Source organism: Gemmobacter caeni (assembly GCF_003054195.1).
GTDB classification, from domain to species: domain Bacteria; phylum Pseudomonadota; class Alphaproteobacteria; order Rhodobacterales; family Rhodobacteraceae; genus Gemmobacter; species Gemmobacter caeni.
Window position 1 is genome coordinate 215,347 of record NZ_QBKP01000003.1, and the last position, 21,969, is coordinate 237,315.

The window sequence follows — 21,969 nt, forward strand, 5'->3', positions numbered from 1 at the left end:
CCCGGGGTGGCGGCTTCCGGCGGGAGGTCAGAATTTGTCCTTTCGCGCCCTGATTTCCGCGAAAACCGCAGCATCTTGTGCATCGGTCATCCCCAGCGCGGCTTTCATCGCCGGGTCACGGGCGCGCAGAAACGGGTTGGTGGCAAGCTCTTCGGCAAGGGTGGAGGGCACGGTGGGCTGGCTGGCGGCGCGGGCGCGTTCGACCCCTTCCATCCGCAAGATAAGTGCCGGCGGCACATCTTCAAGGCTCAGCGCGAAACGGCCGTTGGACGTGGTATATTCATGGCCTGAACAGATGAGCGTATCGGTCGGCAGGGCGGCCAGCCGGGTCAGGCTGTCCCACATCTGGGCGGGGGTACCCTCGAACAGGCGGCCGCATCCCAGCGCCATCAGGCTGTCGCCGGTAAAGGCCATCTTGCTGTCCGGAAAGTGGAACGCGACATGACCGACGGTATGGCCGGGCACGTCGATCACTTCGACGGTTTCGCCGCAGATGGTGATGCGGTCACCGGGGCTGACCGCGCGGTCCAGCGGTGGCAGGCGGTGGGCATCCGCGGCGGCCCCGGTGACTCGGGCGCCCGTCGCCGCAACTAGGGCGGCAGTGCCGTCGATATGGTCCCAGTGGTGGTGCGTCAGCAGGATGTCGTCCAGCCCCCAGCCATGCTGGCGCAACGCGGTCAGGATGGGCTCGGCGTCCGGGGCATCGACCAGCGCGGTCTGGCCGGTGACGGAATCATGCAGAAGAAAGGCATAGTTGTCCGCAAGGCAGGGGACGGTGACGAGTTGCAGCATGGCGTTTCCTGTCTGATCGGCTAAGGTCGTGGTCCAGATTGGCCGTGAACGGACCTGCCCGCAATGCATCTCGACGTGCTCGACCTGCGCAACTTTTACTACCGTACCGCTTTGGGCCGGGTGGCGCAGCGGGCCATCCGCGATCAGGTGGTGGCGATGTGGCCGCCGATGGCGGGGCAGACCGTGGCGGGATTCGGCTTCGCGGTGCCCCTGCTGCGCCCCTATCTCACAGAGGCCCGGCGGGTGATCGGCCTGATGCCCGGGCCGCAGGGCGTCATGCCCTGGCCTGCCGGAATGGAGAATGTAAGCGTGCTGTGCGAGGAAACCGCATGGCCGCTGTCGACCGGCTTTGTCGACCGGCTTGTCCTGATGCATGGTCTGGAAACCTCGGAACAACCCTCTGCCGTGCTGGAGGAAGCGCATCGCGTACTGGGGCCGGGAGGGAAGGTACTGTTCGTGGTGCCCAACCGCTCCGGTCTCTGGGCGCGGGGCGATGGCACGCCCTTCGGCTTTGGTCGTCCCTATTCGCTGGGTCAGGTGGAGGCGCAGCTGCGCCGTGCGGGTTTCACGCCGGAACGGCATGTCGCGGCGCTTTACGCCCCGCCGTCAACCAAACGCTTCTGGCTGCGGACCGCGAATTTCTGGGAACGCACGGGCCGCCGCTTTGCGCCCTGGATCGCCGGCGGCGTGCTGATGGTGGAGGCCTCGAAACAGATCTATGCCCCGACGCGCGGCGGGCTGGGGGCCGTGGTGAAGAAGCCGCTGCGGGTCTGGGAGGGGGCGGGGGCCGCCGCGCCGGAACCCGCGATGCGCACGGGGGAGGGGGCCTGAGTCGCCCCTCGCGCGGGCGCGCGGTCTATAGCTGCGAGTCCGTGTCGGAGGTGCCGAAAGAAGTGGCGATTCTGGCCGGGCTGTCATTGTAGCGACACAAACGAAGGACCGGCTGCGAAAGCCCGGTATGTTTGCGACAAACAAGCCCGATTCTGGCGCTGTTCACGGTTGCGGCATTAGGGCACCTCTGTTAGAGACGCGTCGAATTTGAGACGCATGTGCAAACATGCGCCACAGGAAGCCTCTGGCCTGCGCCCTCCCGCGCCGGCATGGGGCACAGCCAGCGGAAGGGTTGACGTGTCCGAAACAGCTTCGATCTCCTCCGGCATTGCCGCGCGTTACGCAACTGCCCTGTTCGACCTCGCGAAAGAGGCGAAGGGCCTGAAGGCTCTGGAGGGGGATGTCGATGCGCTCGACGCCGCTCTCCAGTCCAGCGCTGACCTGCGTGACCTGATCGGCTCGCCGCTTTACTCGCGCGAAGATCAGGGCAATGCCATTGCGGCCCTTGCCGCCAAGATGGGTCTGTCGACCCTGACCGCGAATACGCTTGCCCTGATGGCGTCCAAGCGCCGTCTGTTCGTTCTGCCGCAACTGGTGGCGAACCTGCGCGATGCCATCGCCGCTGAAAAGGGCGAGATGACCGCCGAGGTCACCTCTGCCGCCGCCCTGTCGTCGGAGCAGGCCGCCAAGCTGGCCGCCACGCTGAAAGCGCGTGTGGGCAAGGAAGTGAAAGTCAAAGTCGCCGTCGATGAAAGCCTCATCGGCGGTCTTGTTGTCCGCCTGGGCTCGACCATGATCGACACCTCGATCAAGTCCAAGCTCGCGGCTCTCCAGAATGCAATGAAAGAGGTTGGGTGATGGGAATCCAGGCTGCTGAGATCTCTGCGATCCTCAAGGAGCAGATCAAGAACTTCGGCACTGACGCTGCCGTGGCTGAAGTCGGCCGCGTGCTGTCGGTTGGCGACGGTATTGCGCGTGTGCACGGGCTGGACAACGTCCAGGCCGGTGAAATGGTGGAGTTCCCCGGCGGCATCCGCGGGATGGCGCTGAACCTCGAAGTCGACAACGTCGGCGTCGTGATCTTCGGCTCCGACCAGGACATCAAGGAAGGCGACACCGTCAAGCGCACCAAGTCCATCGTGGACGTGCCGGCGGGCGAGGGCCTGCTGGGCCGCGTGGTTGATGGCCTTGGCAACCCGATCGACGGCAAGGGCCCGATCGTGGCGACCGAGCGTCGCATTGCCGACGTGAAAGCGCCGGGCATCATTCCGCGGAAATCGGTGCACGAGCCGATGGCGACCGGCCTGAAAGCCGTTGACGCCATGATCCCGATTGGCCGTGGCCAGCGCGAGCTGATCATCGGTGACCGTCAGACCGGCAAGACCGCTGTCGCGCTGGACGCCATTCTGAACCAGAAGTCGTACAACGAGGCCGCCGGTTCGGACGAGTCGAAGAAGCTCTACTGCATCTACGTCGCCGTCGGCCAGAAGCGCTCGACCGTGGCACAGCTGGTGAAGAAGCTCGAAGAAACCGGCGCCATCGACTACACCATCGTCGTGGCCGCGACCGCCTCGGACCCGGCGCCGATGCAGTTCCTCGCCCCCTATTCGGCGACTGCCATGGCGGAATACTTCCGCGACAACGGCCGTCATGCGCTGATCATCTATGATGACCTGTCGAAACAGGCCGTGTCCTACCGTCAGATGTCGCTGCTGCTGCGCCGTCCGCCGGGGCGTGAAGCCTATCCGGGCGACGTGTTCTACCTCCACTCGCGCCTGCTGGAGCGTTCGGCCAAGCTGAACGAAGACTTCGGTGCCGGTTCGCTGACCGCGCTGCCGATCATCGAAACCCAGGGCGGCGACGTGTCGGCCTTCATCCCGACCAACGTGATCTCGATCACCGACGGCCAGATCTTCCTTGAAACCGAACTGTTCTACCAGGGCATCCGCCCGGCCGTGAACACCGGTCTCTCGGTGTCGCGCGTGGGTTCGTCGGCGCAGACCAACGCCATGAAAACCGTGGCGGGCCCGGTGAAACTGTCGCTCGCCCAGTATCGCGAGATGGCCGCTTTCGCCCAGTTCGGTTCGGACCTTGACGCCTCGACGCAAGCCCTGCTGAACCGTGGTGCGCGCCTGACCGAGCTGATGAAGCAGCCGCAATATTCGCCGCTGACCAACGCGGAAATCGTCTGCGTGATCTACGCGGGCACCGCGGGCTTCCTCGACAAGGTTGCCGTCAAGGATGTGGGCCGGTTCGAGGCCGGTCTGCTGTCCTATCTGCGCGGCCAGCGCAAGGACATCCTGGAATGGCTGACCTCGGCCGACCCGAAGATCAAGGGCGCGGATGAAGAGAAACTGAAGGCCGCTATCGCCGACTTCGCCAAGACCTTCGCGTAAGCGCGGGCTGAGAGGACAGGGATATGCCCAGCCTTAAGGACCTGAAAAACCGGATCGGAAGCGTCAAGAATACGCGGAAGATCACGAAGGCCATGCAGATGGTTGCCGCGGCGAAACTTCGCCGCGCGCAAGAGGCCGCCGAGGCCGCCCGCCCCTATGCGGATCGCATGAATGCGGTCATCGCCGGGCTGGCCACTTCGGTCGGCAGCTCTGACGGCGCGCCCCGGCTTCTGGCCGGGACGGGTGCCGACAAGGTGCATCTGCTGGTGGTGATGACGGCGGAACGCGGTCTCTGCGGCGGTTTCAACACGACCATCGTGCGGCTTGCCCGCGCGCGGGCCAACGAGCTTCTGGCCCAGGGCAAGGTCGTCAAGATCCTGACCGTCGGCAAGAAAGGCCGCGAACAGCTGCGCCGCGATCTCGGCGATCATTTCGTCGGCCATGTCGATCTGTCGGACGTGAAGCGTGTGGGCTATGTCAATGCCCAGGAAATCGCCCGCGACATCCTCAACCGCTATGACGCGGGTGAGTTCGATGTGGCGACGATCTTCTTCAACCGCTTCCAGTCGGTGATCTCGCAGATCCCGACCGCCCAGCAGATCATCCCCGCCCAGCCGGGCGAGGCGGTGGTCACGAACACGCTCTACGATTACGAGCCGGGCGAAGAGGCGATCCTCGCCGACCTGCTGCCGCGCGGTGTCGCGACGCAGATCTTCACCGCCCTTCTGGAAAACGGGGCTTCCGAACAGGGGGCCCGGATGAGCGCGATGGACAATGCGACCCGCAACGCGGGCGACATGATCAACAAGCTGACGATCCAGTACAACCGGAGCCGTCAGGCCGCGATCACCAAAGAGCTTATCGAAATCATCTCGGGCGCCGAGGCGCTCTGACGACCCGAACGGAGAAACGACATGGCACAAGCACAAGGCAAAGTGACGCAGGTCATCGGCGCCGTTGTGGACGTTCAGTTCGATGGCGCCCTGCCGGCCATTCTGAACGCCCTTGAAACCGACAACAACGGCAAGCCGCTGGTTCTGGAAGTTGCCCAGCACCTGGGTGAAAACACTGTCCGCACCATCGCCATGGACGCGACCGAAGGTCTCGTCCGCGGCGCCAGGGTGAGCGACACCGGCGCGCCGATCTCGGTGCCGGTGGGTGACGCCACCCTCGGCCGCATCCTGAACGTCATCGGCGAGCCGGTGGACGAAAAGGGCCCGGTCGTGGCGACCGAAAAGCGGGCCATCCACCAGAAAGCCCCGGATTTCGCGTCGCAGGCGACCGAAAGCCAGGTTCTGGTGACCGGCATCAAGGTCATCGACCTGCTGGCCCCCTATGCCAAGGGCGGCAAGATCGGCCTGTTCGGCGGCGCCGGCGTGGGCAAGACCGTTCTCATCATGGAACTCATCAACAACATCGCCAAGGTGCACTCGGGCTACTCCGTGTTCGCCGGCGTGGGTGAGCGGACCCGTGAAGGCAACGACCTGTATCACGAGATGATCGAATCGGGCGTTATCAAGACCGACGACCTGACCGCCTCGAAAGTGGCGCTGGTCTACGGCCAGATGAACGAACCGCCGGGCGCGCGTGCCCGCGTGGCGCTGACCGGCCTGACGCTGGCCGAACAGTTCCGCGACCAGTCGGGGACGGACGTGCTGTTCTTCGTGGACAACATCTTCCGCTTCACCCAGGCCGGTTCGGAAGTGTCGGCTCTGCTGGGCCGTATTCCTTCGGCCGTGGGCTACCAGCCGACGCTGGCGACCGACATGGGCGCCCTGCAGGAGCGCATCACCTCGACCAAGAACGGCTCGATCACCTCGGTGCAGGCGATCTACGTTCCGGCCGACGACCTTACCGACCCGGCGCCCGCCACCTCCTTCGCCCACCTCGACGCCACCACGGTGCTGTCGCGTGCGATCTCGGAGCTTGGCATCTACCCGGCCGTTGACCCGCTCGACTCGACCTCGCGTCTGCTGGACCCGTCCGTGATCGGCGAAGAGCACTACAACGTCGCCCGTCAGGTGCAGGGCATCCTTCAGCGCTACAAGTCGCTTCAGGACATCATCGCCATCCTCGGGATGGACGAACTGTCGGAAGAGGACAAGCTGACCGTGGCCCGCGCCCGGAAAATCCAGCGCTTCCTGTCGCAGCCCTTCGACGTGGCGAAGGTCTTCACCGGCTCAGACGGCGTTCAGGTGCCGCTGGAAAAAACCATCGCCTCGTTCAAGGCTGTGGTGAATGGCGAATACGACCACCTGCCGGAAGCCGCCTTCTACATGGTCGGCGATATTGAAGAGGTGAAGGCCAAGGCCCAGAAGCTCGCCGCGGCTGCGGCGTAAGGGGGCGTAAATGGCCAACACCCTGCAATTCGACCTGGTGTCGCCCGAGCGGAAGCTTGCTTCCGCCCAGGTGACCGAGGTGCAGATCCCGGGGGCCGATGGCGACATGACGGCGATGGAAGGCCATGCGGCCACCATCACCACCCTGCGCCCCGGCATCCTGAAGGCGGTTTCGCCGCAAGCCACGCTGGCCTTCGCGGTCACCGGCGGCTTCGCCGAAATCACCGCCTCTGGCGTGACGGTCCTGGCGGAGCGGGCGATCCCGGTCAGCGACCTGACCGGCACCCTGCTGGATGAGATGATCCAGGAGGCGCGCGACCTTGCGGCTATGGCCGACGACAAGGATGCCGCCGACAAGATCGTCAATGATCTTCAGGCCCTGCGCTACGCCGCGACCCACTGATCGCGGAACCGGCATCAATCGAAAGGCCCCGATCTTTCGGGGCCTTTTTCATTATGTTACCAATTTTTTGACGAGATTCTCGCGGAGCATGGCCGCGAAAAGGAGGCCAGATGCGACGTTTCAACACCGGATCATTCGGGGTCGATCAGGGCAGCCGCGTGCTTTTCTCGGATTTTGCCGATGGCGGTGTGATGTGGACGGGGCAGGGGCCGCGTGAAAGCCGGTTCATCGTCACCTTCAAGGAGCCGTTCCTTGATCCGCCCGTGGTCTCGCTGGGCGTGTCGATGTGGGATATGGACCACAAGCACAATTCCCGCGCGGACCTGACGGCCGAGAACGTGACAGAGACCGGATTTCACATCGTCTTTCGCACCTGGGGTGATACGCGCGTGGCACGGGTGCGGGCCGACTGGATGGCCATTGGTCCGGTGCAAGACGAAGATAACTGGCAGCTTTACTGAAAGGCCGCCCGGTGGGGCGGCCTTTCGGTCTGTCTCAGCCGCGCTGGTAAAGCCCCTCGTAGATCGGGACCAGCGTTTCGGTTTCAAACAGCGACGACACGCTGGTGCCATGCCAGATATTGAGGATTGCCTGCGCGAACATCGGCGCTGTCGGCACGATGCGGATATTGGGGCAGTTCTTCACCGCTTCGGTCGGTTCGATGGAATCGGTGATGACCAGCGATTTCATGACCGAATTCTGCACCCGTTCGACGGCGGGGCCGGACAGCACGCCATGGGTGATGTAGCTGTGGACCTCGGTCGCGCCGTTCTCCAGCAGCACCTCGGCGGCCTTGCACAGCGTTCCGGCGGTATCGCAGATGTCATCGACGATGATGCACTTGCGGCCCTTCACGTCGCCGATCACGGTCATCCCGGCGACTTCGCCCGCCTTTTCCCGCCGCTTGTCCACGATCGACAGCGGCGCATTGATGCGCTTGGCCAGCTCGCGCGCCCGGGCCACACCGCCCACGTCGGGCGAGACGATCATCAGATCGTCCATCTGGCCCTTGAAATGGTGCTCGATATCCAGCGCGAAGATCGGGCTGGCATAAAGGTTGTCGACCGGAATGTCGAAGAAGCCCTGGATCTGCGCCGCATGCAGGTCCAGCGTCAGGATACGGTCGATCCCGGCTTCGGTCAGCAGGTTGGCCACCAACTTGGCGCTGATGGGGGTGCGGGCCTTGGCGCGGCGGTCCTGGCGGGCATAGCCGAAGTAGGGGATCACAGCGGTGATGCGGTCGGCGGAGGAGCGGCGCAGCGCATCGGCGATGATCAGCAGCTCCATCAGATTGTCATTGGCCGGGCGCGAGGTCGGCTGGATGATATACATATCCTCGCCGCGCACATTCTCGAACACCTCGACGAAAACTTCGCCGTCATTGAAGCGTTCAACCCGTGCATCCACCAGCCCGACCTGCATTCCGCGGTGCATCGACATGCGCCGCGCGATGGATTTCGCAAGCGCGCGGTTGGCATTTCCGGCGATCAGCTTGGGTTCGGTGGTGGCAGCCATGGGAGGGGTCCTGTAAAGAGCGGCGGATTCGCGACCGTCCGGTAGCGTTGACACCGCTTACCACCGGGTTACGGTCGGCGCAAATCTTCACGCCCTCGGGGAGGCCGCCATGCCGCATATCGACTATTACTTTGCCGCCGTATCGCCCTTCGTCTACCTGGCGGGGCAGCGGCTGGAAGAGATTGCCGCGCGACACGGTGCCTCGATCAGCTACAAGCCGCTGGACCCGGCGGGGCTGTTCGCGCGGACCGGCGGGCAGCCGCTGGCGCAGCGGCATGAAAGCCGCCGTGCCTATCGCTTGCAGGAGTTGCGCCGCCAGTCGCGCAAGCATGGGCTGATGCTGAACGAACAACCGCTGTTCTGGCCGGTCAACCCGGCGCCCTCGGGCTATGCGATCATCGCGGCGCAGGCGGCGGGGGGCGGCGATCTGGGGGCACTGACGCATGGGCTGGCCCGTGCCTGCTGGGCCGAGAACCGTGACATTGCCGATGACGCGGTCATCGCCTCGGTCATGGAACAGGCGGGTTTCGACCCGGCTGTGGCGCAGCGCGGTATGCTGGCGGCGGCGGAAACCTATGCCGTCAACCTGGAAGAGGCGGTATCGCGCGGCGTGTTCGGCGTGCCCTTCTATCTGGTGGATGGCGAAGGCTTCTGGGGGCAGGATCATCTGCAAGACCTTGATCTGCATCTGTCGGGCAAGCTCTGATGCCGGAGACCATCGCAGGCCATCCGACGGCCTATCGGCACTGGGGGCAGGGCGGGCGCCCGGCCCTGGCGCTGCATTGCTCGCTGGCCCATGCGGGGGCGTGGTCGGGTGTGGCGACCGGGTTGCCGGAGCTTTCGCTGACCGCGCCGGACCTGCCGGGCCATGGCCGCAGCGCCGACTTGCCGCCGGGGGGGGATCTGCATGGCCTTGCCACGGCGATTGCCGCCGAACTGGCAGAGCGTGCGGATGGCCCGGTCGATCTGTTCGGGCATAGTTTCGGGGCGACCGTGGCGCTGCGTCTGACGGTGGAACGACCCGATCTGGTCCGCCGTCTGGTGCTGATCGAGCCGGTGCTGTTCGCCATCGTGCGCGGCACGCCGGAGTTTGACGACTTCGCGCGGGTCTATATGGCGGTTGACGCACAGATGGATGGCGATCCTTTCGCTGCTGCCGCATTGTTCCACAAACACTGGGGTGTCGGCGATTTCGCCAGCCTGCCGGAAATGCAGCGCCGCTACATGGCGGATCGCATGCCGCTGGTGCGGGCACAGAATCCTGTGCTGCTGGAGGACCGTCCGGGTCTGACAGCGCCGGGGCGGCTGGAGGCGATCAACGTGCCGGTTCTGCTGTTGGAAGGGGCGGAAAGCCCGGCTGTGATCGGTGCGATCCATGGCGCGCTGGCAGCACGCATTCCGGGCGCGCGGCGGGTCTCGGTGCCGGGAGCGGCGCATATGGTGCCGATCACCCATTCCGCCGCTGTGGTCGCGGCGATCCGGGGCTAGATCAGCGCAAGAAAACGATCCACATCCGCCTCGGTCGTGGCCCAGCTTGTCACCAGACGGGCGCCCTCCTGCCCCTCGGGCGCGGGCATGTCATAGAACATCGCCCCGCCCGCGCGCAGCCGGGCCGAGGTTCCCTTGGGCCAGAGCGGGAACAGGATATTGGCCTCGACCGGGTGGCGCAGTGCGACGCCGCGCGCCACCAGCCCTTCGGCCAGCCGGGCGCCCATGGCATTGGCCTGCACGGCCCAGTCGAGCCAGCGCCGCCCTTCCAGCATCGCTGCCATCTGCGCCGCCAGATAGCGGCCTTTCGACAGCAGATGCCCGCCGCGCTTGCGGCGCAGCTCAAATTCCCAGGCGCGGGCGGGGTCGAAGATCACCACCGCCTCTACCCCCATAAGCCCGTTCTTGGTGCCGCCGAAGGACAGCGCATCGACCCCGGCGCGCCATGTCAGATCGGCGGGGCTGGCGCCTGTGGCCACAACCGCATTGGCAAAGCGCGCGCCATCGAGATGAACCGGCATCCCGGCGCCGCGCGCCATTCCAGCCAGTTGCGCGGTCTGCGCGGCGGAGTAAACAGTGCCCGCCTCTGTCACATTGGTCAGCGACAGCGCGCCGCGCTGGCTGTTATGGACGCTCGCCCCTGTGGCACCCAACGCCTGCACCAGTGCCTCGGGCGCGATGCGGCCATGCGCGCCCGCGCAATGCACCAGCTTCGCGCCATGGGTGAAAAACTCGGGCGCGCCGCATTCATCCTCGGCGATATGGGCCTGCGGATGACACAGCACCGTGCCCCAGGGCGGGCAAAGGCAGGCCAGCGCCAGCGCATTGGCCGCCGTGCCGGTGGCGACAAGGAACACCCGCGCTTCGGGCGCTTCGAGCACCTCGCGCAGCCGCGCCTCTACCGCCAGTGACAGGTCTTCAGCGCCGTAGCCCTTGGTATATCCGGTGTTCGCCCTGGTCAGCGCGGCCAGAACCTCGGGCGGCACCCCGGCGGCATTGTCAGAGGTGAAATACATCGGGTGGCCTCCGCTGGCAGGGTCAGGGCGTTTCGTCGATGACGTAATCGTCCCAGTCTTCTTCGGGAACTTCAAATTCCGGTACCGTCCAGCCGCGCACGCTGGCCCCAGCCTCGTGCACCGATTCCGGGTTGCCAGTCAGTAGCGGGTGCCAGTCGGGCAGCGGCTTGCCTTCATAGAGCAGGCGGTAGGCGCAGGTTCGGGGCATCCAGTAGGCGATATTCGGGAGCGTTGCGGGTGTCAGCTGCACGCAATCGGGCACGAATTGCTTGCGGATCGGATATTGTGTGCAGCGGCAGGTCTCGCCGTCCAGCAGGCGACAGGCGATGCGGGTGAATTCCACCTCGCCGGTGTCTTCATATTCGATCTTGTTCAGACAGCACTTGCCGCAGCCGTCGCACAGCGCTTCCCATTCCTCGGGGCGCATCCGGTCCAGCGGCACGGTTTCCCAGAAGCGCGGGCGCATCATGCCCCCGCCAGAATGTCGCGCGCGCGGGCGCAATCGGTGTTCATCTGGTCGATGAGCGCGGGCAGGCCGTCGAACTTCATCTCCGGTCGCAGATAATCGACCAGCGCGACGGAAATGTGCTGTCCGTAAAGATCGCCCTTGAAATCAAAGATATAGGTTTCAAGGTTCGGGGTGTTCTCCCCGAACATCGGCCGCACGCCGAGGCTTGCCGCACCGCCATAACTGCCAGCCTGCGGCCCGGTCAGCACATCGACCTTCACCGCATAGACGCCAAGCTTTGGCAGATGCAGGCCCGCCACGCTCATGTTCGCGGTGGGAAAGCCCAGTTCGCGGCCGCGCTTTTCGCCATGCAACACTTCGCCGTCGATCCGGTGCAAGTGACCCAGCATGTCGGCGGCATCGCGCGGGCGGCCTTCGGCCAAGGCGGTGCGGATTGCGGTGGAGGAGACTTCCTGCGCACCGATCTTCAGCAGCGGTGCGACGGTGACGCCAAAGCCCAGCCGCGCGCCCTCTGCCTTCAGATCCGCGACCGTGCCGCTGCGACCTTTGCCAAAACAGAAATCAGCGCCAACGGTGACATGGGCGGCACCCAGACCGCGTGCCAGCACCTCTTCGGCGAATTCCGCCGGGGTGAAGGCCGCCATGGTGCCGTTGAACGGCAGTTCGTAAAGATGGGCTACGCCCAGCTTGGCCAGCCGGTTGGCCCGCGCCTCGGCATTCATCAGCCGGAAGGGCGGGGCGGTGGGGGCGAAAAACTCGCGCGGGTGAGGCTCGAAAGTCAGCACGCCCAGCGGTCCGTGCGCAGCCGCCGCCTCGATCACCGAGCGGTGCCCCAGATGCACGCCATCGAAATTGCCCATGGCAATCGACGCGCCGCGATCCTGCGGTGCCAGCCCCTGCCAGTGCCTGACTATCTTCATGCGACCCCGTGGCGAGGGCCGTCCTGCCCTCAGTCGAACTTGCGGCTTGGCGCCAGAACCAGCGCCTCGCCCTTCAGCACCACGGTATTACCCACGGCGCAATGGGTTTCAAGGGTCACACGGCGCTTCGCATGGTCAATGGCCGTCACCTTGACCTCGGCATAGACGGTATCGCCGGGACGCACGGGCGCCATGAACTTCAGCGACTGGCCCAGATAAACCGTACCATGACCGGGAAGCTGTTCGCCGATCACCGCCGAAATCAGCCCGGCGGTCAGCATCCCGTGAGCAATCCGGCCTTCAAAGATGGTGTCCTGCGCATAGGCATCGTCCAGATGCACCGGGTTCCTGTCGGTCGAGACCTCGGCGAAGAGTTCGATATCCCGGTCGGTCACGGTTTTCCGCAGATGGCGGCTCATGCCGATTTCGATGTCTTCAATGCAGATCGTCCCGCGGGGCATGTTGTCGAGCATCCTGCGAATCCTCCGGTTCCTGCGCTGCAACGTAGCATATGCTGCGTCGCAGCGCAATTGCGCGGGTAATTATTTGGCGCAGGTGCGACAAAAGTGGTAATAATGTTGCTGTGCCGTCAGGCCAGGTGCGGCATGGCATAGGTAGGTGACAGCCCCTCCGCCTCCAGCCAGCTTTCCAGCAAAGCCTTGTCAGGATTGGCGGAATCCGCGCCGAACCGATCTGCCACAATCCCGCCGGTGATGAACAGCGTGTCGATCCCTTCGTTCTGGCCACCCAGAATATCGGTCCAGGGTCCGTCGCCAATGCACAGGATGTCGTCATTGGACAAAGGTTCGGCGGTTTCGGCCATTTTCCGGCGGGCGAGATCGTAGATCGGCGGATGCGGCTTGCCGAAATACAGCGCGGTGCCGCCGCGTTCCTCGTAATCCTTCGCCAGCGCCCCGGCGCAATAGACCCGCTTGTCGCCCATATCGACCACGATATCGGGGTTGGCGCAGAGCATGGTCAGCCCGCGCGCCTTGCCGAGTGCCAGTTCGGTCCGGTAGTCTTCAGGCGTCTCGGTCAGATCGTCGCGCAGGCCGGTGCAGACGATGCCCTCGGCCTCGGCCATCGGCACAAAGGTGATCGGGTGATTGCCCTGCAACTCGGGCGGCAGGTCGGTGAAGAAGGGCATGTCCTTTTCCGCGCCAAGGAAGGCCACGCGGCGCCCGACCGCGCCGCTGACCAGCGCCTGCTGCGCGGCATCACCCGAGGAGACGATCATATCATAGCAGTCACGCGGTGCCCCGATCCGGTCAAGCTGTGCCGCGACCGAGCCGAAAGGGCGCGGTGCATTGGTCATCAGGACGACGAAGCCACCGCTTGCACGGAATTGTTGCAAGGCGGCGACGGCGGTGGGGAAGGGGGTCTTGCCATTGTGCAGGCAGCCCCAGAGATCGCAGAACACCGCACGGTAACGGCCGGAAATTTCGGAAAGCGAGGCGATCATCTGGGTCATGGCGGGCCTTTCGGGGAACAGATCGGGCGCAGTCTGGCGCAATGGCCCGACAGCTTTGTGACAGCAGGGCAGAACGGCGACGGGCCGGGGAGGGTTCCCCGGCCCGGTCTTGAAACGTCAGGCGATCAGAGCGTCAGCGACGGGATGATCTGCTTCTTGCGGCTCATGATGCCCGGCAGCACCACGCTGTCACCGGACACAGCGCAGCCAAACGAGGCTTCGGCCAGTTGCTTGACCAGATCGTTCGGCACCAGCAGCGTCGCTTCTTCCTTCAGGATGTCGATGATGAACAGCAGCACCTGATCGGCGCCATCTTCCTGTGCGACGGCAGGCATCGAGGCCATCAGACTGTCCTTGCGGTCCAGCAGGATCTTCGGCGCGGTGGTTTCCAGCACGCTGACGCGCAGTTCCTTGCCGGCGACATTGTATTCTTTCGAATCCATCCGCAGCAGTTCGGCATCCGAGAAGGCGGAGACATCGGATTTCGCTTCGAACATGGCGGCGGCGAATTCGGGGATCGAGACACCCAGATCTGCGGCCAGCGCCTCAGCCACCTTACGGTCATGGTCGGTGGTGGTCGGGCTGCGGAATTCCAGCGTGTCCGACAGGATGCAGGACAGCATGGCACCCTTGATGCCGCGCGGCGCGCGCGCCACGTCGGCGCCCATCAGATCGTAGAGGATGGTCGAGGTGCAGGCCAGCGGCCGCATGGTAATGTCGATCGGCGTCTTGGTTTTGATGCCGCCGACCAGCATGTGATGGTCGATGATGCCAAGGATCTTCGCGTCGTTCACCGAGGGCGGCAGTTCGGCGGGGTTGTTGGTGTCGACGATCACCACTTCCTCACCCGCCGCCACATCGGCGATGATCGCGGGTTTCGGCAGATCCCAGTGCCGGAGCACGAAGGCCGCCTCGGTATTGGGTTCTCCCAGCAGCACGGCCTCGGCCGGGGTGCCTTTCACCTCGGTCAGATACCAGGCCCAGGCGATGGGCGAGCCGGTGGAATCGGTGTCGGGGGATTTGTGGCCGAAGACCTTGATCATGAATCTAACCCGTGGATGGAATGGTTTCGCGCGCCTTATAGGGAAGGAAAGCGCGCTTGTCACGGGAGGCCGGGGGCGGGGTGACAGCTTGCCGCCGATGGGTCACTCGTCGCGGTCCTGCGGATAAAGCCGCGTGCCGGGGAAGGGCGGCAGCCAGCTTTCGCGGCGGATGGTCCAAAGCTCGTAGCCGGGCACGAACTGGTCGGGGGCATCCAGCGTGCCCAGATGCACCTCCACCTCGGTGCCGGTGCGCGAAAACACCGGCGAACCGCAGGTCGGGCAGAAAAACCGCCCGGCATAGCCCTGCGCCCTGCCGGTCACGGTGACCGCCGTTTCGGGAAAGATCGCCGAGGCATGAAACAGCGCCCCGTGATGCTTGCGGCAGTCAAGGCAATGACAAACCCCCACCCGCAACGGCCGCCCCCGCGCCTCGATCCGCAAGGCCCCGCAAAGGCATCCGCCGGTGATGGAGGGCATGAGGTTGGCTCCGTTTGGTTGGAAGGGGGCAGGTTTGTGTTGGCTGTCAGCCTGCAGTGTCGCAGCATACTACATTGGGCGATAGGCCGAAAGATCGACGATGCATAATGGACAAAAACGTAGTCCGGCATTAAAAGGGGAAGGGCGTGCCACGAGTTTTGATTATGTTGAAAAATAAGTTGCGGATTGCAATACTGTATGCGGTATCCTTCTCGGTAAATCCTCTGTTCGCTGATGAGGTCAAGCTTTCAAAATATGCAATCGAGGCTTTGAGGCAGGCAGGAGAGATACCTGATGTATTCTCACCGAAAGATTTGCCCGGTCTTATTGCGGCCTTTGCGGAGCGCAACAATATTCCTGTTCGCAGGGAAGCAATACACAGAGTTTTGGTGGGCAGGGCCGCGCACAGATCTCTTCCTGCGTCCCCGAGGGTCATTGATGATGCGTTGCAGGAAATTGGCAAGTATGATCCTCAAGCGCGAGGATATAATTTCGATAGCTGGTGGGTCTACAAAAGCTTTGAGGGTCGAATGGCTGTCTGTGGCAGCTACGAAGATGTGAGAGGCGTGCAATTTATTCGAGTGCGGGTTCATTTTTTTAGTGAATCTGAGTGGAAATTTGAAAGAGGTCTCGAAACGGGAGATCGGGCCGCGGGTATGTGTCTTTTCGCGGTTAGTGATTTGAAGTAAGGGAAATGCGCTAATATGGTGATTTAGCAAATCTGACCGTCTGATAAAGTTTCAGACTTTAATATCACTAACTTTAATGCTGAAACCTCATAGCATTCTAACCACGACTGACGTCAACATAGCTATCTCAACGTTCGTATGAGGGTATTAACCCTCCGACGGCAGCACGATCCGCTCCACCGTCCAGCCCTGTTCGGCCAGCAGGTTCAATACGCCGGTCTTGCCCGCCAGATGCAGGGCGCCGAAGGCGGCGAAGGCCGGGCCGGTCGCGGTGGCCTCCTCGATCACCGGAATCCAGGCCTTGTTGCGGCGGGTCATCAGGATGTCTTCCATCCGGGCAAATTCTGCCTCGGCCTTTTCCGGCGTGTAGCCGGGGGCATCGTGGCTCGACAGCCGCATGTATTCCCAGATGCGGCGGGTGTCGCCGGCGAAATAGCCGTCGGCCATGGTGGTGGCGAAATCGGCGATCTGCGGCTCCATCTGAAGCGTGGCGCGCAGCATGTCGAGTTGTTCCTCCATCGACAATTCGTCGAAGATGGCGAACAGCGTGGTGTAGGGTTCCAGCGCCCGCACCGGCACCCCGGTTTCCGCCGCCTGTTCCATCACCAGATGATCCAGTCCGCGGCCCGCCTGCGCCTCGGCCATGTCGCAGGGCGCGATGCCCAGCATGGTCGCCAGATACCAGGGCCGCATCTTGGCGGCCATGAAGGCGGGAATCTTGCGCGCCTCCAGTGCTGCGGCAACACCGGCCCATTCCTCGTGGCCAAAGCGTTCCAGCAGGCTTGGCCCCTCGGTCAGGAACAGCAACCCCGGATTGCTGGCAATCTCGCGCTTCAGCGCACGCTCCTCCTCTGGCCCTGCCTCGACCAGCAGGGTATCGACCCCGGCCAGTAGTGGCGTCACCTCGGCCAGAGTGGCGGCGTGCCGGGCATCGGGCATGTGATAGGTGCCCAGCAGATAGATCTGACGGTCGCCTTTGGTGGCCTGCCACAGATTGCCTTGCGCATAGGGCTGCGCTGCGGTCGCATCGGCCAGTTCCGCCGATTCGGCGGCGGGCAGGTCGGCCAGCAGGTTCTGCCCGGCACAGCGGGCGACCGCATCCTGGGGCAGGGCGAAAAGGGCCAGCGCAAGCGCGGCGGAGCGGAACAGGGAAAGCTTCAACATATGCGCAGCCTTGCACAGGGGGCCGGTCTCGGGAAGGCAGCGCGGGGTAAAATTTTTCGTCGAAAATTTCGGATGCAGGCGTTGACAGCCCGGCGGACCATGCCTAACTCTCGCGGCGTTGGCACTCGCTGACGGTGAGTGCTAACCGGATTTCTAACTGGAACCTAGGGAGTGTATCCAGATGGCTTTCAAACCGCTTCATGACCGTGTTCTGGTCAAGCGCGTCCAGAGCGACGAAAAGACCAAGGGCGGTCTGATCATCCCCGACAGCGCCAAGGAAAAGCCCGCAGAGGGTGAAGTCGTCTCCTGCGGCGAAGGCGCCCGCAAGGATTCGGGCGAGCTGATCCCCATGACGGTGAAGGCGGGCGACCGCATCCTGTTCGGCAAATGGTCGGGCACCGAAGTGACGCTGGAAGGCGAAGAGCTTCTGATCATGAAGGAAAGCGACATCCTCGGCGTCATCGCCTGAGGTCGGTCTTCCTGATCCGGGGGCCGGTGACGGACCCCATTTTCTGAAATTCAAGACAACTGGAGCAAGCACATGGCTGCCAAGGACGTCAAGTTCGATACCGATGCCCGCGACCGCATGCTGCGCGGCGTGAACATCCTCGCCGATGCCGTGAAAGTGACCCTCGGCCCGAAAGGCCGCAACGTGGTCATCGAAAAGTCGTTCGGTGCCCCGCGCATCACCAAGGACGGCGTTTCCGTCGCCAAGGAAATCGAACTTCAGGACAAGTTCGAGAACATGGGCGCGCAGATGGTGAAAGAAGTCGCCTCGCGCACCAATGACGAGGCCGGCGACGGCACCACCACCGCGACCGTGCTGGCGCAGGCCATCATCAAGGAAGGCCTGAAGGCTGTCGCCGCGGGCATGAACCCGATGGACCTGAAGCGTGGCATCGACATGGCCACCACCAAGGTCGTCGAGACCATCAAGGGCGCCGCGCGTCCGGTGAAGGACTCGGACGAGGTCGCTCAGGTCGGCACCATTTCGGCCAACGGCGAAGCCCAGATCGGCCGCTTCATCGCTGACGCGATGCAGAAGGTCGGCAACGAGGGTGTGATCACCGTCGAAGAAAACAAGGGCATGGACACCGAAGTCGAAGTCGTCGAAGGCATGCAGTTCGACCGCGGCTACCTGTCCCCCTACTTCGTCACCAATCCCGACAAGATGGTCGCGGAACTGGAAGACGCACTGATCCTGCTGCACGAGAAGAAACTCTCGTCGCTGCAACCGATGGTCCCGTTGCTGGAAGCGGTGATCCAGTCGCAAAAGCCGCTGATCATCGTGGCTGAAGACGTGGAAGGCGAGGCTCTGGCCACGCTCGTCGTGAACAAGCTGCGTGGCGGTCTGAAAATCGCTGCCGTGAAGGCGCCGGGCTTCGGCGACCGTCGCAAGGCCATGCTGCAAGACATCGCCATCCTGACCGGCGGTCAGGTGATCTCCGACGATCTGGGCATGAAGCTCGAAAATGTCACCATCGACATGCTCGGCCGCGCCAAGAAAGTCTCGATCAGCAAGGACAACACCACCATCGTTGATGGCGCCGGTGACAAGTCCGAGATCGAAGCCCGCGTGGCCCAGATCCGCACCCAGATCGAGGAAACCACCTCGGACTACGACCGTGAGAAGCTGCAAGAGCGCGTGGCCAAACTGGCTGGCGGCGTTGCGGTGATCCGCGTCGGCGGTGCGACCGAAGTCGAAGTGAAAGAGCGCAAGGACCGCGTGGATGACGCGCTGAACGCGACCCGTGCCGCCGTTCAGGAAGGCATCGTTGTCGGCGGTGGCGTGGCGCTGGTTCAGGCTGGCAAATCGCTGGACGGCCTCACCGGCCAGAACAGCGACCAGAACGCCGGTATCGCCATCGTGAAGCGCGCTCTGGAAGCGCCGCTGCGTCAGATCGCCGAAAACGCCGGTGTCGACGGCGCCGTGGTGGCTGGCAAGGTCCGCGAATCGAGCGACAAGAACTTCGGCTTCAACGCTCAGACCGAAGAATATGGTGACATGTTCACCTTTGGCGTGATCGACCCGGCCAAAGTGACCCGCACCGCGCTGGAAGATGCGGCTTCGGTCGCCTCGCTGCTGATCACCACCGAAGCCATGATCGCTGACAAGCCCGCCGACAAGTCGGCACCGGCAATGCCGGGCGGCATGGGCGGCATGGACGGCATGATGTAATCTGCCGGACCATCGGTTCGGGGAAGGGCGCCCTTTGGGGGCGCCCTTTTCTATTCCGGCACCGAAACGCTGCCTGTCCCGCCTGCGCCGCACCCTTCGCTGCGGGAGGAAAGACCGCTGCCGCGCCGAACATCCCTTGCAGGCGGCGCCGCCGCGCGCGTAGCGTGGCGCCATGCGGCTCTTCTGGTTGACCCTGCTCACACTCTGCGCCTTCGCGGCGAACTCACTCCTGAACCGGGCAGCACTGGCCGCTGGCGGCGCTGATCCCTTGGCCTTCGCAGCGATCCGGGTTGCGGCAGGGGCCGCGACGCTTCTGGCGCTGGTGCAGGTGCGGGGCAAGCGGCTGCCCGCATTGCGCCCGGTGCCGGTGCCGGTGCTGGCGCTGGCCGCTTATATGCTGGGCTTCTCGCTGTCCTATCTGGAACTTGCGGCGGGAACCGGCGCGCTGATCCTGTTCGGCGGCGTGCAGATCACCATGTTCGCAGGTGCGCTCCTGTCAGGAGAGAAGGTGCCGCCCAGGCGCAGCCTCGGTGCCGCGCTGGCCTTTGCCGGGCTGGTCTGGCTGATGTTGCCCTCGGCTGGCGCGGTGCCGTCCTTCCGCGCCGCAGCCCTGATGCTCGTTGCCGCGCTGGGGTGGGGGATTTATTCGCTGGCCGGGCGTCGCGTGGCTGATCCGCTGGCCTCAACCGCCGCGAATTTCATCTGGTGCCTGCCTTTGGCCGCGTTGCCGTTGATCTGGCCCGGCGCCACGCTGCCGAATGCGCAGGGCTGGCTGTTGGCACTTGTTTCAGGCGCGGTCACCTCCGGCCTCGGCTATGCCCTCTGGTACGCGCTGGTGCCCCAACTTGGCGCAGGACGCGCGGCGGTGGCGCAGATGGCGGTTCCCGTGATCGCGCTGCTGGGAGGCGTCGCACTTCTGGCCGAGGTTCCGGGCCTCCCTGCACTGGCGGCCTCGGCCATCGTAATGGCGGGCGTCGCTCTCGCCACCCTGCCACGCCGCTGAGGCTTTTGCTTCTTGGCCAAATACTCAAGCCGCCGGTGCCGCCATTCCGGTGCCGGGCGCAGGCACGCGTTCACCGCAGGCCATGGCAATGCCGGGCGAGGGGGCTCGATGCCCCTGAGACCGGCGCTGCTTAGCCCTTGATCCGGTTCACATGGCCCATCTTGCGGCCCGGCCGTGCCTCGGCCTTGCCATAGAGATGCAGCGCCGCGTTGCGTTCCCCCGCGATCTGCGGCACCCGCAGCACGTCATCGCCGATCAGGTTCTCCATCACCACATCGGCGTAGCGGTTGCCATCGCCCAGCGGCCAGCCAGCCACTGCGCGGATATGCTGCTCGAACTGGTCGACCGCGCAGCCATTCTGCGTCCAGTGGCCCGAGTTATGGACCCGCGGTGCGATCTCGTTCACCAGCAGGCCCTGCGGTGTCACGAACAGCTCCACCCCCATCACGCCGACATAGTCCAGTGCGTTGAGGATACGGGCCGCGATCAGCACCGCGTCGGCGCGCTGCGCGGCACTCAGCCGGGCGGGCACGGTCGTGGTGTGCAGGATGCCGTCGCGATGGACATTCTCGCCCGGATCATAGCAGGCCACCGCCCCGTCGATGCCGCGCGCGGCAATCACCGAAACCTCGTGGCTGAAGTTGACGAACCCCTCCAGCACCGCCGCAGCGCCGCCCATGGCGGCAAAGGCCTCCTCGGCATCCTCCGCCGTGCGGAGCCGCGCCTGGCCCTTGCCGTCATAGCCCAGCCGCGTGGTCTTAAGGATTGCCGGTGCGCCGATCCGCCCCAGCGCGGCGTGCAGATCATCCAGGCTGTCCACCGCCCCATAGGGCGCGACGCTGAGGCCGAGGCCGGTCAGAAAATCCTTTTCCGCAATCCGGTCCTGGCTGACGGCCAGCGCCCGGCGGTTCGGGCGGATCGGTTTCGCCGCCTCCAGCAGATCCAGCGCGGCGGTGGGGATGTTCTCGAATTCATAGGTGATGACATCGACGGAGGCCGCAAAGGCCGCCAGCGCCGCTGCGTCGTCATAGCCCGCCGTCGTCACCCGGTCCGCCACATGGGCGGCGGGCGGATTGGCGGCGGGTTCGAACACATGGCTGCGGAACCCCAGTCGCGCTGCCGCTACGGAAAGCATCCGGCCAAGCTGGCCACCGCCCAGAATGCCGATGGTGGCGCCTTGCGGAAGGGGAGAGGTCATGCGGTCACCTGCCCCTGACAACCCGAGGCGCGGCCCCCGGACGGGGTTATTCGTCGGCGGGTTCGTCGGGAATGGAGGCCGAAAGCGCGTCGCGCCACGCGTCCAGTCGCGCGGCCAGTGCCGGGTCGTTCAGCGCGAGGATGCCCGCTGCCATCAGCCCGGCATTGGCCGCCCCGGCCGCGCCGATCGCCATGGTCGCCACCGGAAAGCCCCTGGGCATCTGGACGATGGAATAAAGGCTGTCCACGCCCGAAAGCGCGCGGGTCTGCACGGGCACGCCGATCACCGGCACGCGGGTTTTCGACGCCATCATGCCCGGCAGATGCGCCGCGCCACCGGCGCCCGCGATGATGACCTTCAGCCCGCGCTCTGCGGCGGTCTTGCCATAGCTCCAAAGCCGGTCGGGGGTGCGATGGGCCGAGACGATCTTTGCCTCATAAGGGATGCCCAGCTCGTCCAGAATCGCCGCTGCCTCGCGCATCGTCGGCCAGTCGGACTGGCTGCCCATGATGATTCCGACTTCGGTCGCCATCAGCTTCCCCCTTGGTTTGCAGGGGCTTTAGCGTGCGGCGTGCC

General features: G+C 64.5%; 25 protein-coding genes. 13 read left to right on the forward strand and 12 right to left on the reverse strand.

Annotated features, from left to right (window positions below; all coding sequences use genetic code 11):
* Positions 1 to 27: 27 nt before the first annotated feature.
* Positions 28 to 792: a hydroxyacylglutathione hydrolase gene (gloB, locus tag C8N34_RS06360; protein ID WP_242013765.1), complete on the reverse strand. Its 765-nt coding sequence runs from the start codon at positions 790 to 792 to the stop codon at positions 28 to 30.
* Positions 793 to 855: 63 nt separating this feature from the next.
* Here gloB and C8N34_RS06365 point away from each other — a divergent pair, with 63 nt between their 5' ends.
* From C8N34_RS06365 to C8N34_RS06395, 7 genes are all read left to right on the forward strand, one after another.
* Positions 856 to 1,623 (forward strand): class I SAM-dependent methyltransferase, encoded by a 768-nt coding sequence (locus C8N34_RS06365; protein WP_054301719.1) that lies wholly within the window; start codon positions 856 to 858, stop codon positions 1,621 to 1,623.
* A gap of 297 nt (positions 1,624 to 1,920) precedes the next feature.
* Complete coding sequence (locus tag C8N34_RS06370) at positions 1,921 to 2,481, forward strand: F0F1 ATP synthase subunit delta (protein WP_054301720.1); 561 nt, start codon at positions 1,921 to 1,923, stop codon at positions 2,479 to 2,481.
* The gene (gene atpA, locus C8N34_RS06375; protein ID WP_108128239.1) at positions 2,481 to 4,019 is read left to right on the forward strand and encodes a F0F1 ATP synthase subunit alpha; all 1,539 of its coding nucleotides are present in this window, start codon (positions 2,481 to 2,483) and stop codon (positions 4,017 to 4,019) included. The genes C8N34_RS06370 and atpA overlap by 1 nt, the downstream gene beginning before the upstream one ends.
* A 23-nt stretch (positions 4,020 to 4,042) precedes the next feature.
* Positions 4,043 to 4,912, forward strand: a complete 870-nt coding sequence (locus tag C8N34_RS06380) for a F0F1 ATP synthase subunit gamma (protein WP_054301722.1) — start codon at positions 4,043 to 4,045, stop codon at positions 4,910 to 4,912.
* Positions 4,913 to 4,933: 21 nt separating this feature from the next.
* Positions 4,934 to 6,358: a F0F1 ATP synthase subunit beta gene (gene atpD, locus C8N34_RS06385; RefSeq protein WP_054301723.1), complete on the forward strand. Its 1,425-nt coding sequence runs from the start codon at positions 4,934 to 4,936 to the stop codon at positions 6,356 to 6,358.
* Between the two features lie 10 nt (positions 6,359 to 6,368).
* Positions 6,369 to 6,761: a F0F1 ATP synthase subunit epsilon gene (locus C8N34_RS06390; protein ID WP_054301724.1), complete on the forward strand. Its 393-nt coding sequence runs from the start codon at positions 6,369 to 6,371 to the stop codon at positions 6,759 to 6,761.
* Positions 6,762 to 6,871: 110 nt separating this feature from the next.
* Positions 6,872 to 7,222, forward strand: coding sequence for an H-type lectin domain-containing protein (locus C8N34_RS06395; protein ID WP_054301725.1), 351 nt, complete (start codon positions 6,872 to 6,874; stop codon positions 7,220 to 7,222).
* Between the two features lie 34 nt (positions 7,223 to 7,256).
* Here C8N34_RS06395 and C8N34_RS06400 read toward each other — a convergent pair whose 3' ends face one another.
* The gene (locus tag C8N34_RS06400; protein WP_054301726.1) at positions 7,257 to 8,276 is read right to left on the reverse strand and encodes a ribose-phosphate pyrophosphokinase; all 1,020 of its coding nucleotides are present in this window, start codon (positions 8,274 to 8,276) and stop codon (positions 7,257 to 7,259) included.
* A 109-nt stretch (positions 8,277 to 8,385) separates the two neighbouring features.
* On the opposite strand from C8N34_RS06400, the gene C8N34_RS06405 reads away from it, so the two are divergent.
* Both C8N34_RS06405 and C8N34_RS06410 read left to right on the forward strand, forming a co-directional pair.
* Positions 8,386 to 8,982, forward strand: coding sequence for a 2-hydroxychromene-2-carboxylate isomerase (locus tag C8N34_RS06405; protein WP_108128240.1), 597 nt, complete (start codon positions 8,386 to 8,388; stop codon positions 8,980 to 8,982).
* Positions 8,982 to 9,764 (forward strand): alpha/beta fold hydrolase, encoded by a 783-nt coding sequence (locus tag C8N34_RS06410; RefSeq protein WP_108128241.1) that lies wholly within the window; start codon positions 8,982 to 8,984, stop codon positions 9,762 to 9,764. Before C8N34_RS06405 ends, C8N34_RS06410 begins: the two co-directional genes overlap by 1 nt.
* Here the strand turns inward: C8N34_RS06410 and C8N34_RS06415 are convergent.
* The 7 genes from C8N34_RS06415 to C8N34_RS06445 form a co-directional block, all read right to left on the reverse strand.
* Positions 9,761 to 10,780 carry a threonine aldolase family protein gene (locus C8N34_RS06415; protein ID WP_108128242.1) on the reverse strand — a complete coding sequence of 340 codons (1,020 nt, stop codon included), beginning with the start codon at positions 10,778 to 10,780 and terminating at the stop codon, positions 9,761 to 9,763. The two genes, C8N34_RS06410 and C8N34_RS06415, sit on opposite strands and share 4 nt — an antisense overlap.
* 22 nt (positions 10,781 to 10,802) lie before the next feature.
* Positions 10,803 to 11,249 (reverse strand): YcgN family cysteine cluster protein, encoded by a 447-nt coding sequence (locus tag C8N34_RS06420; protein ID WP_108128359.1) that lies wholly within the window; start codon positions 11,247 to 11,249, stop codon positions 10,803 to 10,805.
* Complete coding sequence (locus C8N34_RS06425; protein ID WP_108128243.1) at positions 11,246 to 12,169, reverse strand: bifunctional riboflavin kinase/FAD synthetase; 924 nt, start codon at positions 12,167 to 12,169, stop codon at positions 11,246 to 11,248. The genes C8N34_RS06420 and C8N34_RS06425 overlap by 4 nt, the downstream gene beginning before the upstream one ends.
* A 29-nt stretch (positions 12,170 to 12,198) precedes the next feature.
* Complete coding sequence (locus tag C8N34_RS06430; protein WP_054301732.1) at positions 12,199 to 12,642, reverse strand: MaoC family dehydratase; 444 nt, start codon at positions 12,640 to 12,642, stop codon at positions 12,199 to 12,201.
* 116 nt (positions 12,643 to 12,758) lie between these two features.
* A complete protein-coding gene (locus C8N34_RS06435; protein ID WP_108128244.1) occupies positions 12,759 to 13,640 on the reverse strand; it encodes a TIGR01459 family HAD-type hydrolase in 882 nt (293 codons plus the stop codon).
* Between the two features lie 125 nt (positions 13,641 to 13,765).
* Positions 13,766 to 14,683 carry a manganese-dependent inorganic pyrophosphatase gene (locus C8N34_RS06440; RefSeq protein WP_108128245.1) on the reverse strand — a complete coding sequence of 306 codons (918 nt, stop codon included), beginning with the start codon at positions 14,681 to 14,683 and terminating at the stop codon, positions 13,766 to 13,768.
* A 102-nt stretch (positions 14,684 to 14,785) separates the two neighbouring features.
* Positions 14,786 to 15,160, reverse strand: a complete 375-nt coding sequence (locus C8N34_RS06445) for a GFA family protein (RefSeq protein WP_108128246.1) — start codon at positions 15,158 to 15,160, stop codon at positions 14,786 to 14,788.
* 146 nt (positions 15,161 to 15,306) lie between these two features.
* Between C8N34_RS06445 and C8N34_RS25910 the strand changes: the two genes are divergently transcribed.
* Positions 15,307 to 15,849: a hypothetical protein gene (locus C8N34_RS25910; RefSeq protein WP_145693526.1), complete on the forward strand. Its 543-nt coding sequence runs from the start codon at positions 15,307 to 15,309 to the stop codon at positions 15,847 to 15,849.
* 147 nt (positions 15,850 to 15,996) lie between these two features.
* On the opposite strand, the gene C8N34_RS06450 is transcribed toward C8N34_RS25910, so the two are convergent.
* Positions 15,997 to 17,013, reverse strand: coding sequence for a TraB/GumN family protein (locus C8N34_RS06450; protein WP_108128247.1), 1,017 nt, complete (start codon positions 17,011 to 17,013; stop codon positions 15,997 to 15,999).
* Positions 17,014 to 17,194: 181 nt separating this feature from the next.
* On the opposite strand from C8N34_RS06450, the gene C8N34_RS06455 reads away from it, so the two are divergent.
* From C8N34_RS06455 to C8N34_RS06465, 3 genes are all read left to right on the forward strand, one after another.
* Complete coding sequence (locus C8N34_RS06455; protein WP_054301737.1) at positions 17,195 to 17,482, forward strand: co-chaperone GroES; 288 nt, start codon at positions 17,195 to 17,197, stop codon at positions 17,480 to 17,482.
* A 72-nt stretch (positions 17,483 to 17,554) separates the two neighbouring features.
* Positions 17,555 to 19,192, forward strand: coding sequence for a chaperonin GroEL (gene groL, locus C8N34_RS06460; RefSeq protein WP_054301738.1), 1,638 nt, complete (start codon positions 17,555 to 17,557; stop codon positions 19,190 to 19,192).
* Positions 19,193 to 19,364: 172 nt separating this feature from the next.
* Positions 19,365 to 20,195: a DMT family transporter gene (locus C8N34_RS06465; protein ID WP_108128248.1), complete on the forward strand. Its 831-nt coding sequence runs from the start codon at positions 19,365 to 19,367 to the stop codon at positions 20,193 to 20,195.
* Between the two features lie 130 nt (positions 20,196 to 20,325).
* Here the strand turns inward: C8N34_RS06465 and C8N34_RS06470 are convergent, their stop codons facing one another.
* Together C8N34_RS06470 and purE are read right to left on the reverse strand one after the other, a co-directional pair.
* A complete protein-coding gene (locus C8N34_RS06470; RefSeq protein WP_108128249.1) occupies positions 20,326 to 21,393 on the reverse strand; it encodes a 5-(carboxyamino)imidazole ribonucleotide synthase in 1,068 nt (355 codons plus the stop codon).
* A 46-nt stretch (positions 21,394 to 21,439) separates the two neighbouring features.
* A complete protein-coding gene (purE, locus tag C8N34_RS06475) occupies positions 21,440 to 21,925 on the reverse strand; it encodes a 5-(carboxyamino)imidazole ribonucleotide mutase (protein ID WP_054301741.1) in 486 nt (161 codons plus the stop codon).
* Positions 21,926 to 21,969: the final 44 nt, after the last annotated feature.

What these genes read in the sequence shown, in the direction of transcription:
- C8N34_RS06465 (WP_108128248.1), top strand. Translation starts at nt 19,365, where the DNA reads ATGCGGCTCTTCTGGTTGACCCTGCTCACACTCTGCGCCTTCGCGGCG.
- C8N34_RS06450 (WP_108128247.1), bottom strand. Translation starts at nt 17,013, where the DNA reads ATGTTGAAGCTTTCCCTGTTCCGCTCCGCCGCGCTTGCGCTGGCCCTT.
- C8N34_RS06455 (WP_054301737.1), top strand. Translation starts at nt 17,195, where the DNA reads ATGGCTTTCAAACCGCTTCATGACCGTGTTCTGGTCAAGCGCGTCCAG.
- C8N34_RS06410 (WP_108128241.1), top strand. Translation starts at nt 8,982, where the DNA reads ATGCCGGAGACCATCGCAGGCCATCCGACGGCCTATCGGCACTGGGGG.
- C8N34_RS06390 (WP_054301724.1), top strand. Translation starts at nt 6,369, where the DNA reads ATGGCCAACACCCTGCAATTCGACCTGGTGTCGCCCGAGCGGAAGCTT.
- C8N34_RS06400 (WP_054301726.1), bottom strand. Translation starts at nt 8,276, where the DNA reads ATGGCTGCCACCACCGAACCCAAGCTGATCGCCGGAAATGCCAACCGC.
- purE (WP_054301741.1), bottom strand. Translation starts at nt 21,925, where the DNA reads ATGGCGACCGAAGTCGGAATCATCATGGGCAGCCAGTCCGACTGGCCG.
- C8N34_RS06395 (WP_054301725.1), top strand. Translation starts at nt 6,872, where the DNA reads ATGCGACGTTTCAACACCGGATCATTCGGGGTCGATCAGGGCAGCCGC.
- C8N34_RS06440 (WP_108128245.1), bottom strand. Translation starts at nt 14,683, where the DNA reads ATGATCAAGGTCTTCGGCCACAAATCCCCCGACACCGATTCCACCGGC.
- C8N34_RS06380 (WP_054301722.1), top strand. Translation starts at nt 4,043, where the DNA reads ATGCCCAGCCTTAAGGACCTGAAAAACCGGATCGGAAGCGTCAAGAAT.
- gloB (WP_242013765.1), bottom strand. Translation starts at nt 792, where the DNA reads ATGCTGCAACTCGTCACCGTCCCCTGCCTTGCGGACAACTATGCCTTT.
- C8N34_RS06415 (WP_108128242.1), bottom strand. Translation starts at nt 10,780, where the DNA reads ATGTATTTCACCTCTGACAATGCCGCCGGGGTGCCGCCCGAGGTTCTG.
- groL (WP_054301738.1), top strand. Translation starts at nt 17,555, where the DNA reads ATGGCTGCCAAGGACGTCAAGTTCGATACCGATGCCCGCGACCGCATG.
- C8N34_RS06405 (WP_108128240.1), top strand. Translation starts at nt 8,386, where the DNA reads ATGCCGCATATCGACTATTACTTTGCCGCCGTATCGCCCTTCGTCTAC.
- C8N34_RS06420 (WP_108128359.1), bottom strand. Translation starts at nt 11,249, where the DNA reads ATGATGCGCCCGCGCTTCTGGGAAACCGTGCCGCTGGACCGGATGCGC.
- C8N34_RS06430 (WP_054301732.1), bottom strand. Translation starts at nt 12,642, where the DNA reads ATGCTCGACAACATGCCCCGCGGGACGATCTGCATTGAAGACATCGAA.
- C8N34_RS06435 (WP_108128244.1), bottom strand. Translation starts at nt 13,640, where the DNA reads ATGACCCAGATGATCGCCTCGCTTTCCGAAATTTCCGGCCGTTACCGT.
- C8N34_RS06365 (WP_054301719.1), top strand. Translation starts at nt 856, where the DNA reads ATGCATCTCGACGTGCTCGACCTGCGCAACTTTTACTACCGTACCGCT.
- C8N34_RS06470 (WP_108128249.1), bottom strand. Translation starts at nt 21,393, where the DNA reads ATGACCTCTCCCCTTCCGCAAGGCGCCACCATCGGCATTCTGGGCGGT.
- C8N34_RS06425 (WP_108128243.1), bottom strand. Translation starts at nt 12,169, where the DNA reads ATGAAGATAGTCAGGCACTGGCAGGGGCTGGCACCGCAGGATCGCGGC.
- atpD (WP_054301723.1), top strand. Translation starts at nt 4,934, where the DNA reads ATGGCACAAGCACAAGGCAAAGTGACGCAGGTCATCGGCGCCGTTGTG.
- atpA (WP_108128239.1), top strand. Translation starts at nt 2,481, where the DNA reads ATGGGAATCCAGGCTGCTGAGATCTCTGCGATCCTCAAGGAGCAGATC.
- C8N34_RS06445 (WP_108128246.1), bottom strand. Translation starts at nt 15,160, where the DNA reads ATGCCCTCCATCACCGGCGGATGCCTTTGCGGGGCCTTGCGGATCGAG.